At 64.8% G+C, this 14,277-nt stretch carries 12 protein-coding genes; 5 read left to right on the top strand and 7 right to left on the bottom strand.

Features of this window, described 5'->3' with window-relative positions; genetic code table 11:
- From JQ566_RS34365 to tyrS, 5 genes are all read right to left on the bottom strand, one after another.
- A partial coding sequence (locus tag JQ566_RS34365) for a methyl-accepting chemotaxis protein (RefSeq protein WP_212380665.1) occupies positions 1 to 1,607 on the bottom strand: 1,607 nt, incomplete at its 3' end.
- Between the two features lie 270 nt (positions 1,608 to 1,877).
- Entirely contained in the window at positions 1,878 to 3,572 is a 1,695-nt protein-coding gene (locus tag JQ566_RS34360) for a methyl-accepting chemotaxis protein (RefSeq protein WP_212380663.1), read from the bottom strand.
- A gap of 361 nt (positions 3,573 to 3,933) precedes the next feature.
- Entirely contained in the window at positions 3,934 to 4,377 is a 444-nt protein-coding gene (locus tag JQ566_RS34355; protein WP_212380661.1) for a DoxX family protein, read from the bottom strand.
- Between the two features lie 219 nt (positions 4,378 to 4,596).
- Positions 4,597 to 5,868 carry an MFS transporter gene (locus JQ566_RS34350; RefSeq protein WP_212380659.1) on the bottom strand — a complete coding sequence of 424 codons (1,272 nt, stop codon included), beginning with the start codon at positions 5,866 to 5,868 and terminating at the stop codon, positions 4,597 to 4,599.
- A gap of 56 nt (positions 5,869 to 5,924) precedes the next feature.
- Complete coding sequence (gene tyrS / locus JQ566_RS34345) at positions 5,925 to 7,178, bottom strand: tyrosine--tRNA ligase (protein ID WP_212380657.1); 1,254 nt, start codon at positions 7,176 to 7,178, stop codon at positions 5,925 to 5,927.
- A 165-nt stretch (positions 7,179 to 7,343) separates the two neighbouring features.
- Here tyrS and JQ566_RS34340 point away from each other — a divergent pair, with 165 nt between their 5' ends.
- The 3 genes from JQ566_RS34340 to JQ566_RS34330 all read left to right on the top strand — a co-directional run bounded on the left by JQ566_RS34340 (position 7,344) and on the right by JQ566_RS34330 (position 9,569).
- Positions 7,344 to 8,447: an anhydro-N-acetylmuramic acid kinase gene (locus JQ566_RS34340; protein WP_212380655.1), complete on the top strand. Its 1,104-nt coding sequence runs from the start codon at positions 7,344 to 7,346 to the stop codon at positions 8,445 to 8,447.
- Positions 8,448 to 8,557: 110 nt separating this feature from the next.
- The gene (locus JQ566_RS34335; RefSeq protein WP_212380653.1) at positions 8,558 to 9,235 is read left to right on the top strand and encodes a glutathione S-transferase family protein; all 678 of its coding nucleotides are present in this window, start codon (positions 8,558 to 8,560) and stop codon (positions 9,233 to 9,235) included.
- Between the two features lie 10 nt (positions 9,236 to 9,245).
- Positions 9,246 to 9,569, top strand: a complete 324-nt coding sequence (locus JQ566_RS34330; protein ID WP_212380652.1) for a DMT family transporter — start codon at positions 9,246 to 9,248, stop codon at positions 9,567 to 9,569.
- 96 nt (positions 9,570 to 9,665) lie between these two features.
- Here JQ566_RS34330 and JQ566_RS34325 read toward each other — a convergent pair whose 3' ends face one another.
- Positions 9,666 to 10,313, bottom strand: coding sequence for an alpha/beta hydrolase (locus JQ566_RS34325; protein WP_024337874.1), 648 nt, complete (start codon positions 10,311 to 10,313; stop codon positions 9,666 to 9,668).
- Between the two features lie 337 nt (positions 10,314 to 10,650).
- A complete protein-coding gene (locus tag JQ566_RS34320; protein WP_212380650.1) occupies positions 10,651 to 11,604 on the bottom strand; it encodes a LytTR family DNA-binding domain-containing protein in 954 nt (317 codons plus the stop codon).
- 44 nt (positions 11,605 to 11,648) lie between these two features.
- Here JQ566_RS34320 and JQ566_RS34315 point away from each other — a divergent pair, with 44 nt between their 5' ends.
- Both JQ566_RS34315 and JQ566_RS34310 read left to right on the top strand, forming a co-directional pair.
- Complete coding sequence (locus tag JQ566_RS34315; protein ID WP_212380648.1) at positions 11,649 to 12,860, top strand: acyltransferase family protein; 1,212 nt, start codon at positions 11,649 to 11,651, stop codon at positions 12,858 to 12,860.
- Positions 12,861 to 12,910: 50 nt separating this feature from the next.
- A complete protein-coding gene (locus tag JQ566_RS34310) occupies positions 12,911 to 14,050 on the top strand; it encodes a cysteine desulfurase family protein (protein WP_212380646.1) in 1,140 nt (379 codons plus the stop codon).
- Positions 14,051 to 14,277: the final 227 nt, after the last annotated feature.

Genomic DNA, 14,277 nt, shown 5'->3' with positions numbered 1-14,277 from the left:
ACCATGCCGGCGGCGTTGCCGGTCTCGTTCGCGGCGGTCGAGACGCCGCCGATATTGGTGGTGACCTCCTTGGTCGCCTCCGCGGTCTGCGAGACGCTGCGGGCGATCTCGGCGGTGGCGGCGCCTTGCTCCTCGATGGCCGCGCCGATCGAGGTGGCGATGCGGCTGACCTCCTCGATGGTGGCGGTGATGCCGCCGATGGCGTCCACCGCCTCCTTGGTCGCGCCCTGGATCTGGGCGATCTTGTCGCCGATCTCGCGGGTGGCTTCCGCGGTCTGGCTCGCCAGCGACTTCACCTCGGAGGCGACGACGGCAAAGCCGCGGCCGGCTTCGCCGGCGCGTGCGGCCTCGATGGTGGCGTTGAGGGCGAGCAGGTTGGTCTGCGCCGCGATGTTGGAAATCAGTTCGGCAACGTGCTCGATCTGCTGGGCGCCGTCGGAGAGCGCGCGCACGATGGTGTCGGTGCGGCGGGCGCTGTCCACCGCACGTCCCGTGACCTCGGCGGATTGGGCGACCTGGCGGCTGATCTCGGTGATGGAAGATGAGAGCTCCTCGGCGGCTGCGGCGACGGTCTGGACGCGCTGGCTGGCCTCGGTGGCGGCGGAGCCGACCACGGCGGCGCGGCGGTTGGTGCCTTCGGCGGTCGAGGACATCGACTTGGCGGTGGTCTCCAATTCACCGGAGCCGGAGGCCATCAGGCCGACGAGCTGGCCGACGGAGGCATCGAAGCGGTCGGCAAGCGCGATCAGGGCCTCGCGCTTCTCCTGCTCGCTGCGCGACTTGGCGGCGACCTGCTCGGCCTCCAGCGTGCGGGCCGTGAGCGCGGTCTGCCTGAGGACTTCGAGCGTCTCGGCCATGCGGCCGATCTCGTCGCCGCGGTCGGTCTCCTCGACCGGCTTGTCGATGGCGCCCTCGGAAATCGCCTGCATGCGGTTCTTCTGGCGATCGAGCGCGCCGAGCACGTCGCGGGCGATCAGCCAGGACAGCGCCGCCATCAGCAGCATCAGGCCGATGCCGATCGCACCGAGCTGCAGCGTCAGCGCGCGCACGTCGGCGTCGATGTCGTCGACATAGAGGCCGTAGGCAATCGCGACGTTCCAGGGCGCAAAGTGGCGAGCGAATACCAGCTTGCGAACCGGAACTGTCTCGCCCGGACGTGGGAAGAGGTAGGACAGGATGGCGCCTTCAGGGGCCTGTCTGGCCGTGTTCACCGTGGCATCGCCGATCACGATGCCATTGGCATCCTTGATGCCGTTGTTCTTGCCCTCGAGCTGAGGTGCGCCGCCGTTCATCATGACAGTCGAATCGGCGGTGTAGACGACGGGATAACCCTGGCCGCCATTGAACTTCATCCGCCGGCCGCGCAGCTTGAACTCGGATTGCGCATCCGCGAGCGTCATCTTGCCGGCGGCGACCTCGTCCTGCAGCGATTGCGCGAAGCCGTGCAACAGATCGACCGCCGTCTGCATCTGGCGCGCGCGATCCTCGAGCATGCGAGTCTTGCTGAGATAGCTCGACCCGACGATCAGAGCGGTGACGGTGAGAGCCGCGAGACAGACCATGCTGGCGAGCTTGGTGCGGATCTTCAGGTGACTGAGCAGCGACATGACGGCCTCGGGAACGGTTGTAGAATGCTTGTTCTCGCGTAGCCGTATCAGGAAGTTCTTACCATTCCTGAACGCAGGGGATGGCGCGTTCAGACGCGGCGCAATCTGCGCAGCTGTGGACACGCATATGCAGGCGAGACGCCAACGCCTGCGGCGACTTGTCCAGAAAAGATATGGATCGTGATCGCGGTTACGCGGTCGAGTGCCGGCCTAATCGATGCATCGATTCGTCGATGCATCGTCGCGTTCGAGCCGCGGATGTCGCGCGGCTTACGCCGCGCGCACGCCTGCGAGGAACGTGCCGACCTCGCCGGAGAGCTGCTCGGCCTGCTTGGAGAGGTTCGAGGCTGCTGCGAGGACCATGCCGGCGGCGTTGCCGGTCTCGTTCGCGGCGGTCGAGACGCCGCCGATATTGGTGGTGACCTCCTTGGTCGCCTCCGCGGTCTGCGAGACGCTGCGGGCGATCTCGGCGGTGGCGGCGCCTTGCTCCTCGATGGCCGCGCCGATCGAGGTGGCGATGCGGCTGACCTCCTCGATGGTGGCGGTGATGCCGCCGATGGCGTCCACCGCCTCCTTGGTCGCGCCCTGGATCTGGGCGATCTTGTCGCCGATCTCGCGGGTGGCTTCCGCGGTCTGGCTCGCCAGCGACTTCACCTCGGAGGCGACGACGGCAAAGCCGCGGCCGGCTTCGCCGGCGCGTGCGGCCTCGATGGTGGCGTTGAGGGCGAGCAGGTTGGTCTGCGCCGCGATGTTGGAAATCAGTTCGGCAACGTGCTCGATCTGCTGGGCGCCGTCGGAGAGCGCGCGCACGATGGTGTCGGTGCGGCGGGCGCTGTCCACCGCACGTCCCGTGACCTCGGCGGATTGGGCGACCTGGCGGCTGATCTCGGTGATGGAAGATGAGAGCTCCTCGGCGGCTGCGGCGACGGTCTGGACGCGCTGACTGGCCTCGGTGGCGGCGGAGCCGACCACGGCGGCGCGGCGGTTGGTGCCTTCGGCGGTCGAGGACATCGACTTGGCGGTGGTCTCCAATTCACCGGAGCCGGAGGCCATCAGGCCGACGAGCTGGCCGACGGAGGCATCGAAGCGGTCGGCAAGCGCGATCAGGGCCTCGCGCTTCTCCTGCTCGCTGCGCGACTTGGCGGCGACCTGCTCGGCCTCCAGCGTGCGGGCCGTGAGCGCGGTCTGCCTGAGGACTTCGAGCGTCTCGGCCATGCGGCCGATCTCGTCGCCGCGGTCGGTCTCCTCGACCGGCTTGTCGATGGCGCCCTCGGAAATCGCCTGCATGCGGTTCTTCTGGCGATCGAGCGCGCCGAGCACGTCGCGGGCGATCAGCCAGGACAGCGCCGCCATCAGCAGCATCAGGCCGATGCCGATCGCACCGAGCTGCAGCGTCAGCGCGCGCACGTCGGCGTCGATGTCGTCGACATAGAGGCCGTAGCTGATGGTCACGTTCCAGGGCGCGAACTTGCGCGCGAACACGGTCTTGCGGAGCGGCTCGGTCTGGCCGGGACGGGGATAGAGATAGGAGGTAACGCCGCCCTGCGCGGTCTCGCTGCCGGCCTTGATGATGGCGTCGGCGATCAGCACGCCGTTGGAATCCTTGGCGCCGGTGATCTTGCCTTCGAGCTGCTGATTGGCGCCGTTCACGACCAGGGAGCCGTCCTGATTGTAGACGACCGGATAGCCCTGGTTGCCGTTGAAGTTCATGCGGCGGCCGCGCTGGTGGAACAGGCTCTTGGCCTCGGCTGGCGTCAGCTTGCCGGCGGTCACCTCGTCCTGGAGCGATTGGGCGTAGTTGTAGAGGAGCTCGACGGCGGTCCGCATCTGCTGGACTCGGTCTTCCATCATGCGGCTCTTGCTGAGCACGGCCGATAGACCGATGATGGCCGTGACTGTGAGAGCTGCAAGACAGACCATGCTGGTAAGCTTGGTGCGGATCTTCAGGTGGCTCAGCAGTTTCATCGCGGCCTCTACGAATGGTTGTTATGCTCGCGTCGGTAGCATGAAGTTCTTACCAATCATGAATGGAAGCGTGCGACGCGCTGCCGCGCACGGCACCTTTTCGCAGCCGGGTGCACAATCCTGCAGGCAAATCGCCGTGTTTCGGCGTCCGCCGCTGCGGATGCCCCGGAAAATCGATCGTGGACTTTGGTAGCTACGGAGCAGAGCTGGGCCCGCAATGAATCGATTCGTTCATCGCATCATCATGTCCGTGCTGCTCGTCGCGGCCCTCGTTCTGATCTGGAACGTGCTGGGGGCGCGTTGATGCGGCACCGGCGCATCCGCCGGTGCCGTGCTGCTTGCGAAGTGATCTGGGGACGCCTTAGCGCCGCGCGAACGCGTCGCCGGCCGCGCCGCTCTCCTTGCCCATCACGGCATCGACGCTGATCGGTCCGCCGCCGGCGGCCGACAGGTAGAGGCAGGCGAAGCAGAACAGGATCGCGGCGGTACCGCCGTTGAGCAGCGGCAGGAACACCGGCGCATCGCCCCTGAACATGTGCCCCATGAAGTAGGCGAAGGCCATTTCACCCGAGAGAATGAAAGCGGTGAGGCGCGTGAACAAGCCGATCATCAACAGCCCTCCGACCACCAGTTCGAGTGTCCCGGCGGCGCCGTAGAGCGACATCAGTTCGACTTTCGCGAACATCGGCACAGGCGGGAACTTGAACAGTTTGGCGATGCCGTACTGGAACAGCAAGAGGCCGGTGACGAAGCGAAACAGGCTCAGAAGAACCGGTTGAAAGCGAGAGAGAAAAGAAAAGTCCATTGGTTTGCCCTCCATCCAATGCAGCGACTTGGACCTCATTCGGTTCCTCCTCGCAAGCCACCCAGGATCAATTCCGCGCTGACATTTTTGTCATGTCGGACATAACACCGCAGACGGGTGTTTGAGCCGCGTGTGATCCGTATTTTTTGCGCGTATTCGTGCCAGTCCCATCCGTAAGTTTCCGGTGGCGCGAATGCGATCAGGTTACCTCTGAGATACCTAGCGCCGCAAGGCGGGCACGATCAGGAATGGAATCATTCCGAGGATCACGCTCGCAAGTGCGAAAGCGAGCAGCGCGTTGTAGCCGTGGGTTGCGTCGTGGATCAGGCCGCCGCTCCAGGAGCCGAACGCCGAGCCGAGGCCACTGCCGATCGAAATCGTGCCGTAGATGGTGCCCATGCGCTTGCCCTGGAATATCCGCATCGCGGTCGCGCTGATCAACGGCCCGCGGGAGCCCATCATGCTGCCGAAGCAGACGACGAAACCGGTGAGCAGGATGACGTTCGGATAGTACTGCAGCAGCCACACCAGAACGATGCCGAGGATCGAGATCGCGTAGCTGAGCAGCACCGACGGCCGGCGCCCGATCAGGCCGTCGAGCGCGGAGACGCCGAGCATGCCGAACACCAGCACGACACCGGAGAAGCCCCACGCGGTCGCGGCCTGGAGCGGCGGGAATCCGGCGTCGATCAGATAGGCCACGATCTGCGCCGCGATGGAATACATGCCGACCGCGGTGAAGAAGAAGGTCGAGAACAGGGCCCAGAAGGCATGGTGACGCATCGCGCTCACAAGCGTCCAGCCGCTGTCGACGAAATCCGGATCGCTTTTCTTGGTGACGTTCGGCGAGCCGGCCGCGAACATGCGCCAGGGCAGCAGCAGCAGCGGCACCAGCAGCCCGAGCGCGGCGATGCCGTAGACCTGGTAGGTCTCGCGCCAGCCGAGACGATCGATCAGGAGCTGCGAGGCCGGCAGCAAGGCCAGCACGCCGCCGCCCATCGCCGAATAGACCACCGCCATGGCGGTCGGCAGCTTTGGACCGAACCAGCGGCCGAGCAGGATCGAGTTGGGCACATTGCCGATGAAGGCGACGCCGATGCCGACGCAGATCCCGATCGAGAGCTGGAATTGCCAGAGTGCTTGCGCATGGCTCGCGATCAGGAAGGCGGAGCCGAGCAGGGACAATCCGAGCGCATAGACGATGCGCGGTCCGGAATGATCGAACAGGCGGCCTACCAGCGGTGCGGTCAGCCCGCTGACGAGCCAGGTGAGGGAGTAGATCGAGACGGCCTGGGCGCGATCCCAGCCAAGGCTTTCGGAAATCGGCTTGAGGAAGACCGTGAAGCTCTCGCTGAGCCCGCGGCCGAGTACAGCCAGCGTAAAGCACAGCCAGAGCACCACGAGTGCGGTGCGCACCGCATTCCGCTTGGCGCTTCCGGCTTGCTCCTTGCTCGTTTCCGCTGTCGTTTCCTTGGGCGTGTTCTGATCCATTGCCCTCAGGGAGCGCGCTTCGGCGCGCCCTGACAAGCAGTGAAAAGCTCATACGCCTATGCAGGCTTGATGAGCACGTGCTTCTTCTTGCCGAAGGACAGCTTGATCACGCCTTCCGGCGTCAGGTTGCCCGCCGACAACGCCATCTTCTCGTCGGTGACGGGCGCGTCGTTGACGCGCAGGCCGCCGCCCTTGATCTGGCGCCTCGCTTCGCCGTTGGAGGCGACGAGGCCTGCCTTGACGAACGCGTTGAGCACACCGAGGCCGGTGTCGAGCTCGCCGCGCGGAATTTCCACCGTCGGCAGGCTTTCGGCGAGCGCGCCTTCCTCGAAGGTGCGGCGCGCGGTCTCCGCGGCTTCGTTCGCGGCGTCGCGGCCGTGCAGCAGCGCGGTCGCCTCGGTCGCGAGCACCTTCTTGGCCTCGTTGATCTCCGAGCCGCCGAGCGCCTCGAGCTTCTTGATCTCGGCTATCGGTAGCGTCGTGAACAGCTTCAGGAACTTGCCGACGTCGGCGTCCTCGGTGTTGCGCCAGTACTGCCAGAAATCATACGGGCTGAACTGGTCGGCATTGAGCCAGACCGCGCCTTGCGCGGTCTTGCCCATCTTGGCGCCGGACGCGGTCGTCAGCAGCGGCGTCGTCAGCGCGAACAGCTGGTGGGTGCCCATGCGGCGGCCGAGATCGACGCCCATGACGATGTTGCCCCACTGATCCGAGCCGCCCATCTGCAATTTGCAGCCGGTGCGCTTGGCGAGCTCGACGAAATCGTAGGCCTGGCAGACCATGTAGTTGAACTCGATGAAGCTCATCTCCTGCTCACGCTCGAGACGCAGGCGCACGGAGTCCATGGTCAGCATGCGGTTGACCGAGAAGTGCCGGCCGACGTCGCGCAGCATCTCGATCCAGTTCAGCTTGGTCAGCCATTCCGCATTGTCGAGCATGACGGCGTCGCTCTTGCCCTCGCCATAGCGCAGCACTTTTGCGAACACGCCGCGGATCGATTCCTTGTTGGCCTCGATCTCGGCAATGGTGCGCATCGCGCGTGTCTCGTCCTTGCCGGAGGGATCGCCCACCATGGTGGTGCCGCCGCCCATCAGCGTGATCGGCTTGTTGCCGGACTGCTGCAGCCAGTGCAGCATCATCATGGTCAGGTAATTGCCGATGTGCAGCGACCGGGCGGTGCAATCGTAGCCGACATAGGCGATGGCTTCGCCCTTGGCGGCAAGCGCATCCAGCCCCTCGAAATCGGAGCACTGGTGGATGAATCCACGTTCCTGCAGGATATTGAGGAAATCCGATTTAAATGCAGTCATCTGTCGGCGTGCCTGACAATTCTTGGTTTACTGTTTCGGGAGCAATTTAAGTGTCTTCCGTGGGAACTCGGTTGCTGCCCGCCACTTGGCGCTGTGGCATTATAAGATGTGTCCCTCTGGCACAAGATCGGCATGCCAGGCCGGGTCTCTTGAGGACGCTGATCCATGATGTTGACGGCACTCGGTTTGATGAGCGGCACCTCGCTGGACGGGGTCGATGTCGCGCTGATCGAAACCGATGGAAAGCAGGTGAAGGCGTTCGGGCCGTCCGGTTACCGGCCGTACAGCCCGGCCGAGCGCAACCTGCTGCGCCAGGCGCTGAGCGAGGCCGTGCATCTGCAGCAACGCGACGCCCGCCCGGGCATTCTGGCCGAGGCCGAGCGTGCGGTGACGCGGGCACATGCCGAGGCGGTCGCAGCCTTCCTCGCCCAGAACCGGATGAGGGCGGAGGACATCGACATCGTCGGCTTCCACGGCCAGACCGTGCTGCACCGGCCCGAAAAACGGCTGACGGTGCAGATTGGTGACGCGCCGGCGCTGGTCAGGGCGATCCATATCCCCGTGCTGCATGATTTCCGCGCCGCCGACGTCGAGGCCGGCGGGCAGGGCGCGCCGCTCGTGCCGGTCTACCATCGGGCGCTGGCTCATTCGCTCCAGCGCGAGGGGCCGATCGTCGTGGTCAATATCGGCGGCGTCTCCAACATCACCTATATCGACGGCAACGACACGCTGATCGCCTGCGACACCGGTCCCGGCAACGCGCTGCTCGACGATTTCATGTACCGCACCATGAACCAGGCGTTCGATGCCGAAGGTAAATTCGCAGCGCTCGGCAAGGCGGATGAAGCCTGGATCGCCCGTGCGCTGGAATTGCCGTTCTTCGCAAGCCCGCCGCCGAAATCGCTCGATCGCAATGATTTTGCCGCGCTCAAGCTCGGCGACGTGGCGCTGGCCGACGGCGCGGCGACGCTCACCGCGTTCACCGCCGCGGCGATCGCCCGGATCATCCCGCTGCTGCCACGCCGGCCGCGCAGCTGGATCGTCTGCGGCGGCGGCGCCCGCAACCTGACCATGCTGCGGATGCTGCGGGAGCGGGTGGGCTCGGCCACCGTCGAGGCCGCCGAGTCCCTCGGCTGGGCCTCCGACGCCATCGAGGCGCAGGCCTTCGGCTTCCTCGCCGCCCGCGGCCTGAAAGGCCTGCCGCTGTCCTATCCCGCCACCACGGGCGTGCCGATGCCGATGACCGGCGGGGTGATCGCCAGACCGTGAAGATGACTGCCTGAGATCACAGGGGGTTGATGCAGGTGCATCTATCTTGACGAGTAGATGCAAGTGCATCTATATGGATGCAGTTGCATCTCACCGTCGGGATCGTTGCCATGACCACTCCACTGAAACTGATCAGCCACAAGCTTTGCCCCTACGTGCAGCGCGCCGTGATCGCGCTGAAAGAAAAGGGCGTGCCGTTCGAGCGGATCGACATCGATCTCGCCAACAAGCCCGACTGGTTCTTGAAGCTGTCGCCGCTCGGCAAGGTGCCCGTGCTGGTGGTGACGACCGACAAGGGCGAGGTCGCGCTGTTCGAGAGCAACGTGATCTGCGAGTACATCGAGGAGACTCAAGGCGGCGCCAAGCTGCATCAGGCCGATCCGCTGAAGCGGGCCGAGCACCGCGCGTGGATGGAGTTCGGCTCGGCGATCCTCGGCGATCTCTGGGGGCTGGAGACGACGACCGATCCGGCGACATTCGACAGCAAGCGCCAGGCCCTCGTTGCGAAATTTGCGCGCGTCGAAGCCGCGCTCGGCGCAGGCCCGTTCTTCGCCGGCAATGCGTTCAGCCTGGTCGACGCCGTGTTCGCACCGATCTTCCGCTATTTCGACCTGTTCGACGAACTGACAGAGCACGGCATCTTCCGCGATGTGCCGAAGGTCCGTGCCTGGCGCGCCGAACTGGCGAAACGTCCAAGTGTCCGCACCGCCGTCGGCGAAGACTATCCGCAATTGCTGCGCGCCTTCCTCGTGCGCCACGACGCGCATCTGCTCAAACTCGCGGCCTGAGCACGGTCCGATGTCGCAATCCCTGGCCTGGCTGATGCTGGTGATCGCAGGCGCGCTCGATGTCGGCTGGGCGATCTCGATGAAATATGCGGAAGGCTACACGCGTGCGGGCTGGAGCATCGCATCACTCGTGCTGCTCGCTGCCTTCGTCTTCCTGCTCGGGCGCGCCTTGAAGGTGCTCGAGGTCGGCGTCGCCTATTCGGTGTGGACCGGAATCGGCGCGGCCGGCACGTTCGTCATGGGCGTCGTGCTGTTCGGCGAGACCTTGAGCGCGATGAAGCTTGCGGGCATCGCGCTCGTCTTGATGGGAATCGTCGTGCTCAAGCTGGCTTGAACTCGTAGCCCGGATGGAGCGAAGCGCAATCCGGGGCCTTGTCTCCGTGGATGGAGTCTCCCGGATTTCGCTTCGCTCCATCCGGGCTACAAGTGGTCAGCGCACGTTGGCGAGACGCATGTCCAGATAAGCCGTGATGGTTTCCATCAACGGCTCGAGCTTGGCGTCGAAGAAATGATTGGCGCCGGGGATGATCTGCTGGTCGATCACGATGCCCTTCTGCGTCTTCAGCTTCTCGACCAGCGTGTTGACGTCCTTGGGGGGCACCACCGCATCCTTCTCGCCATGCACGATCAGGCCCGACGAGGGGCAGGGCGCGAGGAACGAGAAGTCGTAGAGGTTGGCCGGCGGCGCGATCGAGATGAAGCCCTCGACCTCGGGGCGGCGCATCAGGAGCTGCATGCCGATCCAGGCGCCGAAGGAGAAGCCGGCAACCCAGCAGGCGCGCGCCTCGGGATTGATGGTCTGCGCCCAGTCGAGCGCGGCGGCCGCATCCGACAGTTCGCCGGTGCCGTGGTCGAACGAGCCCTGGCTGCGGCCGACGCCGCGGAAATTGAAGCGCAGCACCGAGAAGCCGCGATGCGCGAAGGCGTAGTAGCACTGGTACACGATCTGATGGTTCATCGTGCCGTGAAACTGCGGATGCGGATGCAGGATCATCGCGATCGGCGCGTTCTTCTGCTTGGCCGGGTGATAGCGGCCTTCGAGACGGCCAGCAGGGCCGGTAAAAATGACTTCGGGCATCGGTGATCTCTTGATTGATGTGCTGGAGCGAGGATCCTCGGCAATCAACCGATTGTGGCCTCGTCGGCAGATGCCGACGGAAGCGCGAATGAAGGGTGAAAAGGCGTGCGCCTCGCGGTGATGCGCAAACGGCGCACGGTGACTTGACGGCCGCGTTCTAACATAGGCTGAGGGTCAAAAAGCAAGCATCTTCGACATCTCTCAATGTGCTCAAGAGCTTAGCCGTTCATTTCGGTGTCACATGCCGGTTCGTTCGCCGCTGCCAGGCTCGCGTGCCGTGCGGTAACCAATTGACATCACACATATTTATCGACTGACGGCGCGGCGCCGGGTCGATTCACACAGGGGCGGTGCTGCCCCCGAGCGAGGCGACCGAGGGGCGGTAGCGGCGGCTGCCGCCAAGCGTCTGCCCGTTGTCGAATGTGAGCTCGAAGTCCCCAGACGGCTTGAACTCCACACCGCTCACCCGGCCCAGATTGGCAAGCCTGGTTCGGTGAACGCGCACGATGGCGAAGCGGGCCAGTTCGCTTTCGGTCGCCGCAAGCGTGCCCCGGATCAAGTGCTGCGTGCCATTGGCGAGGCTGTATTCGATGTAGTTGCCGGCGGAGGCGACCCACAGGATGTCGCGAGCAGCGACGCGAATGCGGCTTGTGCCGTCCCGAAGCCAGATCAGATCGGGGGAGGGGGTGTCCGGCGGTGCGCCCTGCATGGATGCAGCCGCGAGTGCGGCCTTCCTGAACTCGCGCCGGCTTTCGATCAGCCACAGCGTTGCGCCAAGCAGGAAGGTGGTCACGGCATCCTTGCGGAACTCGTACAGGACCGTCGCCAGCGAGAAATGGAAGTCGTAGGCACTTCCCGCGAGCCAGAGCGCCAATTTCCGGAGCCACACCATGCCGGCGATGTGGATGGCGGAGAAGCCGAGCAGGGCGATCGCCCCGATTCGAGCCCGCGCTGCCAAGCTTGGTGCCTGCCGCATGCGCCGGACAGCGAAAACAAGGATCGGCACCAGCAGCAGGATGACGATGATGCTCGACAGCTCCCAGAACAGCCGCCGGCCGACATCGGAACTGTCGCCACGCCAGGCGGCGTCCTGCGCGCCGGAGAGCGCATTGACGATGCCGATGGCAAGCGCGACCAGCGCGATCGCTCCGAACATCGTCCAGTCGCCACGACTGATCCCGCCGCGCCAACCGCTCGTCCCAGTGGCCGACGCCTCGTCCCCGTGCGCCCGGTCCTGATCCCAAACCGTCTCGACGCGCTCCGTCTCGGGGGCATTCTGGCTCTCAGCCATGGCCCGAAAACCGGGTTTGTAGTGCCGTCAGGGAGCAGATAGCCATGTCAACACCGCAGCAATTTTCAGCCCAGGAAAGACGCATCGATCTGGATTGGGTGCGGATTTTAGCCTTCGGGCTCTTGATCTTCTACCATGTCGGCATGCTCTACGTGTCCTGGGGATTTCACATCAAGAGCGTGCACCGGCTGGTCTGGCTCGAGCCGGTGATGCTGCTCCTCAATCCCTGGCGGCTGTCGCTCCTGTTCCTGGTCTCCGGCGTCGCCAGCCGCTTCATGCTGGGAAAGTACCAGCTCGCGGCCTTCGCCCGCGCCCGGTCGGCGCGGCTCTTGATCCCGCTGGCCTTCGGCATGCTCGTGATCGTGCCGCCGCAGTCCTATCTGCAGATCGTCGAGAGCCTCGGCTACTCCCAAGGTTCTTATCTCCAAGGTTTTGCCGATTTCTACGTCCAACACTACCTCGCATTCAGCGCGCAGTTCTGTCCGACTCCCTGCATCGTGCAGCCGACCTGGAACCACCTTTGGTTCGTGGTCTATCTCTGGGTCTACACGATGGCATTGGCTGGCGTGCTGGCGTTGTGGCCGGCTGCCGCAGATTGGGTTGGTGAGAGGCTGGGGCGCGTGCTCGCTGGACCGCGGCTGCTGGTGCTGCCGTGCCTGCTGTTCGCAGCCTGGCGGCTGTTCCTGTTCCCGACCTTTCCCTCGACGCATGCGCTGTTCGGCGATTGGTACAATCACGCGGACTATGCAACCGCATTCCTGATCGGCTACCTGCTCGCGCGCCAGGAAAGTGCCTGGCGTGATATCGAGCGTCAGCGCTGGGTGGCGCTGGCAATGGCGGTCGCTTGTTTTGCCGCCTTCATCCTCGTTTATGGCGGCTTGTTTTCGCGGTCGCCGATGCTGAGATGGTTCGCTGGCTCGGTCTATGGCTGCTACCAATGGATCGCGATGGCCGCTGTGCTCGGCTTTGCGCGGCGCCATTTGATGACGGCCGATGGTCCCGTGCGCCGCTATCTTACCGATGCGATCTTTCCCTATTACATCGTGCATCAGACCGCGATCATTGTGATCGCGCACGCGCTGCGGGGAAGTCAGCTGTCAGCTGGAAGCGAAGCCGCACTGGTGATATCCGGCACCGCGCTCACTTGTCTCATCACCTACGAGGTCGCGCGGCGAATCGTCTGGCTGCGGCCGCTGTTCGGGCTGCGAATGGAGGCCCGAGCCTCAGGCAGGATTGCGCAGCAGCAGCCGGCCTGATGCGCGCTGGCGCCGATTGGCGTGATGGCAAAAGGTGCTAAGAGGGCGCCATGCCTAGCCGCGTCTATCTCGACTGGAATGCGACCACGCCACTGCGCCCCGAGGCGCGGGCGGCGGTGGTCGCGGCCTATGATCTCGTTGGCAATCCATCCTCGGTGCATGCCGAGGGACGGGAAGCGCGACGGCTGGTCGAGGACGCCCGGGCCGCGCTTGCGGCTGCGGTCGGTGGGTTGCCGCGGAATGTCATCTTCACCTCCGCTGGAACCGAGGCCAATGCGCTGGCGCTGTCGCCTGGTCTGCGGGGCCCGTCGAGAGGGCCGGTCGTGCGGCTGCTGGTCTCGGCGATCGAGCACGCCTCGGTGCTGGCTGGCGGGCGGTTCCCGGCGGAAAGGATCGACCAGATTCAGGTGACACGCTCTGGCGTGGTCGACCTCGATGATCTGAAGGTGCTGCTCGGGAGCGGCCCGCCGGCGCTGGTCTCCCTGATGGCGGCCAATAACGAGACCGGCGTGCTCCAGCCGGTAGCCGAGGCGGCCCGGATAGTTCACGAGGCTGGCGGCCTCCTGCACGTCGACGCGATCCAGGCGCTCGGCAAAATCGCGTTTAATATGAATGAGGTAGGCGCGGACCTTGCGACCTTTTCTGGGCACAAGATCGGCGGCCCCAAAGGTGTCGGCGCGCTGGTCGTGGCGGAGGGGATTGCGGGACTGGAACCGCTGCTGAGAGGGGGCGGGCAGGAGCTCAGCCGTCGCGCCGGAACCGAGAATGTCGCGGGAATCGCCGGCTTCGGCGCAGCGGTGAAGGCCGCGCTTCAGGCTCTGCCGGAGGATGCGAAGCGAATGGCAAGCCTCAGAGATCGTTTGGAAAATGGCCTTCGCGGCATCGCCGGGGCGACGGTCTTTGCGGACGACGTGGCGCGGTTGCCAAATACCGTGCTTTTCACCGCGCCAGACCTGAAGGCCGAGACCGCCGTAATCGGCTTCGACCTGGAGGGCATCGCGGTCTCCTCCGGCTCGGCCTGCTCCTCGGGAAAGGTCCAGCCGTCCCACGTGCTGTCGGCCATGGGGTACGACCCGGCGGTAGCCCAGGGAGCGGTGCGTCTCAGTCTTGGCTGGTCCACAGAACCTGGGGACATCAATAGGGCGTTAGAGGCTTGGCGAAAGCTTGGTAATACCCTACTTAAGGGCTAGGCGACGAAACACGGCTTGAACGGTTCTAAGCCCGTGCTTTCCGCCAGGAAATATCGTAATACTCGTCCGAGTTTGATCCACCGCGGTCCTTGAAACCGCGAGCGGAGGATGGAATGCCAGCCGTACAAGAGACGGTCGAGCGCGTGAAGCGCATCGACGTCGACCAGTATCGTTATGGGTTTGAGACCCTGATCGACTCCGAGAAGGCCCCCAAGGGGCTGTCGGAA

This window comes from Bradyrhizobium sp. SZCCT0231, assembly GCF_018130245.1.
GTDB classification, from domain to species: domain Bacteria; phylum Pseudomonadota; class Alphaproteobacteria; order Rhizobiales; family Xanthobacteraceae; genus Bradyrhizobium; species Bradyrhizobium japonicum_F.
This window is presented reverse-complemented; position numbering and strand designations above follow the sequence as displayed.

Excerpts from the sequence above, each read along its gene's own strand:
- JQ566_RS34335 (WP_212380653.1), top strand. The coding sequence starts at position 8,558 with ATGACCACTCCACTGAAACTGATCAGCCACAAGCTTTGCCCCTACGTG.
- JQ566_RS34355 (WP_212380661.1), bottom strand. The coding sequence starts at position 4,377 with ATGGACTTTTCTTTTCTCTCTCGCTTTCAACCGGTTCTTCTGAGCCTG.
- JQ566_RS34330 (WP_212380652.1), top strand. The coding sequence starts at position 9,246 with ATGTCGCAATCCCTGGCCTGGCTGATGCTGGTGATCGCAGGCGCGCTC.
- JQ566_RS34320 (WP_212380650.1), bottom strand. The coding sequence starts at position 11,604 with ATGGCTGAGAGCCAGAATGCCCCCGAGACGGAGCGCGTCGAGACGGTT.
- JQ566_RS34360 (WP_212380663.1), bottom strand. The coding sequence starts at position 3,572 with ATGAAACTGCTGAGCCACCTGAAGATCCGCACCAAGCTTACCAGCATG.
- JQ566_RS34310 (WP_212380646.1), top strand. The coding sequence starts at position 12,911 with ATGCCTAGCCGCGTCTATCTCGACTGGAATGCGACCACGCCACTGCGC.
- JQ566_RS34315 (WP_212380648.1), top strand. The coding sequence starts at position 11,649 with ATGTCAACACCGCAGCAATTTTCAGCCCAGGAAAGACGCATCGATCTG.
- JQ566_RS34350 (WP_212380659.1), bottom strand. The coding sequence starts at position 5,868 with ATGGATCAGAACACGCCCAAGGAAACGACAGCGGAAACGAGCAAGGAG.
- tyrS (WP_212380657.1), bottom strand. The coding sequence starts at position 7,178 with ATGACTGCATTTAAATCGGATTTCCTCAATATCCTGCAGGAACGTGGA.
- JQ566_RS34325 (WP_024337874.1), bottom strand. The coding sequence starts at position 10,313 with ATGCCCGAAGTCATTTTTACCGGCCCTGCTGGCCGTCTCGAAGGCCGC.
- JQ566_RS34340 (WP_212380655.1), top strand. The coding sequence starts at position 7,344 with ATGATGTTGACGGCACTCGGTTTGATGAGCGGCACCTCGCTGGACGGG.